This window comes from Stenotrophomonas capsici, from assembly GCF_034961085.1.
GTDB lineage: Bacteria > Pseudomonadota > Gammaproteobacteria > Xanthomonadales > Xanthomonadaceae > Stenotrophomonas > Stenotrophomonas capsici.
Map to the genome: position 1 here is coordinate 1 of NZ_JAYFUH010000168.1, position 3,208 is coordinate 3,208.

General features: G+C 68.1%; 2 protein-coding genes. Both read left to right on the plus strand.

What is annotated here, in order from left to right; translation table 11 throughout:
* The coding region (locus tag VA603_RS10725; protein ID WP_425603689.1) for a sodium:solute symporter family transporter at nucleotides 1–654 on the plus strand (654 nt) is incomplete at its 5' end.
* A 176-nt stretch (nucleotides 655–830) separates the two neighbouring features.
* A partial coding sequence (locus VA603_RS10730; protein WP_323438812.1) for a TonB-dependent receptor plug domain-containing protein occupies nucleotides 831–3,208 on the plus strand: 2,378 nt, incomplete at its 3' end.

The following is a 3,208-nucleotide window of genomic DNA, read 5'->3' on the forward strand; positions in this document are numbered from 1 at the left end:
ATCCAGGGCGGTCCGAACATGGCGGCCGTGCTGGTCGGCAAGGCGGTGGGCGGCAACCTGTTCATGGGCTTCATCTCGGCGGTGGCCTTCGCCACCATCCTGGCGGTGGTGGCCGGCCTGACGTTGTCCGGTGCCTCGGCGGTGTCGCATGACCTGTACGCCACCGTGTTCAAGCAGGGCAACCCGCCGCCGGGTTCGGAGCTGCGTGTCTCGCGCATCACCACCCTGGTGCTGGGCGTGGTCGCGGTGCTGCTGGGCATCGTGTTCGAGAAGCAGAACGTGGCCTTCATGGTGTCGCTGGCCTTCGCCATCGCCGCCTCGGCCAACTTCCCGGTGCTGATCCTGTCGCTGCTGTGGAAGGACTGCACCACCCGTGGCGCGGTGATCGGCGGCTTCCTGGGCCTGGCCTCGTCGCTGCTGCTGACCCTGCTGTCGCCATCGGTATGGGTGGACACGCTGGGCAACCCGGCCGGCAGCGCGCCGTTCCCGTACACCAGCCCGGCGCTGTTCTCCATGACCATCGCCTTCGTCGGCATCTGGCTGTTCTCGGTGCTGGACAAGAGCCGCAACGCACAGCAGGAACGTGCGGCCTATCCGGCGCAGGAAGTGCGTGCCGAGACCGGCATCGGTGCCAGCAAGGCGGCCGAGCACTGATAATTGGTAACGTTTGAAACAACGGCCGGCGCTTGCGCCGGCCGTTGTCGTTTATGGGTCGGCTATGGGGGTTTTCCCTGATGCGGGGTCGGAAGACGGCTTCCTAAGATGCGGACAAGGGGAGTTCCGCATCACAGGTCCGTCGTATCCACTTCCAGCCGTCTGCGAGGAACCGTATGTCGTCTCGTATCGCCAGAACCGCGTTGTCCACGGGCATCGCCCTGATCCTTGTCGGAACGATCCCCGCCGCATCGGCCCAGAACGCAGACACGCCACCGGCGCCGGCCGACGGCAAGGTGGTGGACATCGCCAGCGTCAAGGTCACCGCCTCGGGCTCGCGCATCGACCGTCCCGGCTTCAACGCGCCCACGCCGACGGTGAAGGTGACGCCGGAGGAACTGCAGCTCTCCACCCACACCAACATCGCCGCCGCGCTCAACGACCTGCCGCAGTTCCGCGGCACGGTGTCGCCGCAGACCCACACCACCGGCGTGGACGCGGCACGCGCGCCGGTCGACCTGCGTGGCCTGGGCACCAGCCGCACGCTGGTGCTGCTGGACGGGCGACGCTTCTCCAGCGACAACGACCTGGCCGCGATCCCCTCGATCCTGATCAGTGGCGTGGACGTGGTCACCGGCGGCGCCTCGGCGGCCTGGGGCTCGGGCGCGGTCAGCGGCGTGGTCAACGTGCAGTTGGACAGCCAGCTGGTCGGGACCAAGGTCGACGTGCAGGGCGGGGTGTCCTCGCGTTCGGACAACCAGAAGCAGTACGTCTCGGCGGCCACCGGCTTCGAGGTCGCCCAGGGCCGCGGCCATGTGGTGATCGGCGCGGAGGCGCTCAACAACGACGGCGTGATTCCCAAGACCTCGCGCCGCTGGCTGGGCCGCACCGCACAGCTGTCCAATGGCGACGGCACCTACACGATGGTCGGCGACGTGGGCTATGGCAACGCCGCCATCGGTGGCCTGATCACCAGCGGCGTGCTGGCCGGCATGGCCTTCAACCCGGACGGCAGCCTGCGTCCCTTCCCCGGCTATACCGGCGCATCGCTGATCCAGGGGGGCGAGAGCCCGAGCAACGATGACATCAGCTCGCTGATGACGCCGCAGCGGCGTTACAACGTGCTGGGGCGGCTGTCATGGAACCTCACCGACAACGTCGGCCTGACCGTGGACGTGCGCCATTCGCGCAGCTGGAACCGCTTCCCGTGGTTCGGCGACCACAACCGCGGCACCGGGCTGCGCCTTGGTGTGGACAACGCGTTCCTGCCGGCGGCGGTGCGCGATGCGATGGAAGCGGCCGGCGAGACCAGTTTCACCTTGGGCCGTTTCAACAGCGACTTCGCCTTCCCCGACATCGACTATGACCGTCGCACCACCCAGTTCACCGTCGCGCTGGATGGCGTGGTGGGCGACAACTGGCGCTGGGGCGGCTACTACAGCCACGGCGACAACCAGTCCGACCTGGCCGCGCCGGGCTTCCTGCTGACCAGCAACTACCGCGACGCGGTGGACGCGGTGATCGATCCGGTCAGCGGCAAGGTGGTCTGCCGGGTGACCTTGACCAACCCCGGCTCCGGCTGCGTGCCGATCAACCTGTTCGGCCACGGCGCGCCCTCGGCCGAAGCGGCTGCCTACGTGACCGGCACGCCGCGGCGCATGACCAACACCCGGCTGGACACCGCCGGCCTGGACCTGCGCGGCGAGCCGTTCTCGCTGCCGGCCGGCGAGGTATCGGTGGCGGTGGGCCTGGAGGCGCGCAAGGAGCAGATCGATCAGAAGGTGGGCGCGCAGGACCTAGCCAAGGCGTTCAGCACCTGGAGCTCCTCGCCGATGGCCGGCAGCTTCACCGTGCGCGAGGCCTTCGCCGAGGTGGCCGCGCCGCTGCTGCGCGACGTGCCGGCGCTGCGCGACCTGCAGGTCAATGCCGCCGCGCGCTTCAGCGACTACAACAGCTCCGGTGCGATCTGGTCGTGGAAGTACGGCATGACCAATGAATTCTTCGATGGCTTCCGCGGCCGCTTCACCCGCTCGCGCGACATCCGTTCGGCCAACCTGTCGGAGATGTACACCACCAGCACCACCGGCTGGTCGACCATCAGCGACCCGCTCACCGGCACCTCGCTCAGCGCACTGGTGATCGGCGGTGGCAATCCGCGCCTGGACCCGGAGAAGGCCGATACGCTGACCGTCGGCTTCACCTGGGCGCCGGCCCGTGCCCCGGGCCTGATCATGTCGGTGGACTACTTCGACATCGAGATCAAGGACGTGATCACCCAGGTGTCGGCGCAGGAGACCGTGCTGCGCTGCATCGCCGGCAACCAAGCCATGTGTGGCCGCGTGGTGCGCGACGGCAACGGCGAGATCGAGCGGATCAACTCCAACTACGTCAACCTGGCCGAGTACCGCACCAACGGCGTGGACGTGGACCTGATGTACAGCCTGCCGGCAGCCACGCTGTTCGCCGCGATGCCTGGCCAGTTCCACGCCCGCGTGCTGGCGACCTGGGTGGACAGCCTGACCACCTACGACGGCAAGAACAGCTTCGAGTACGT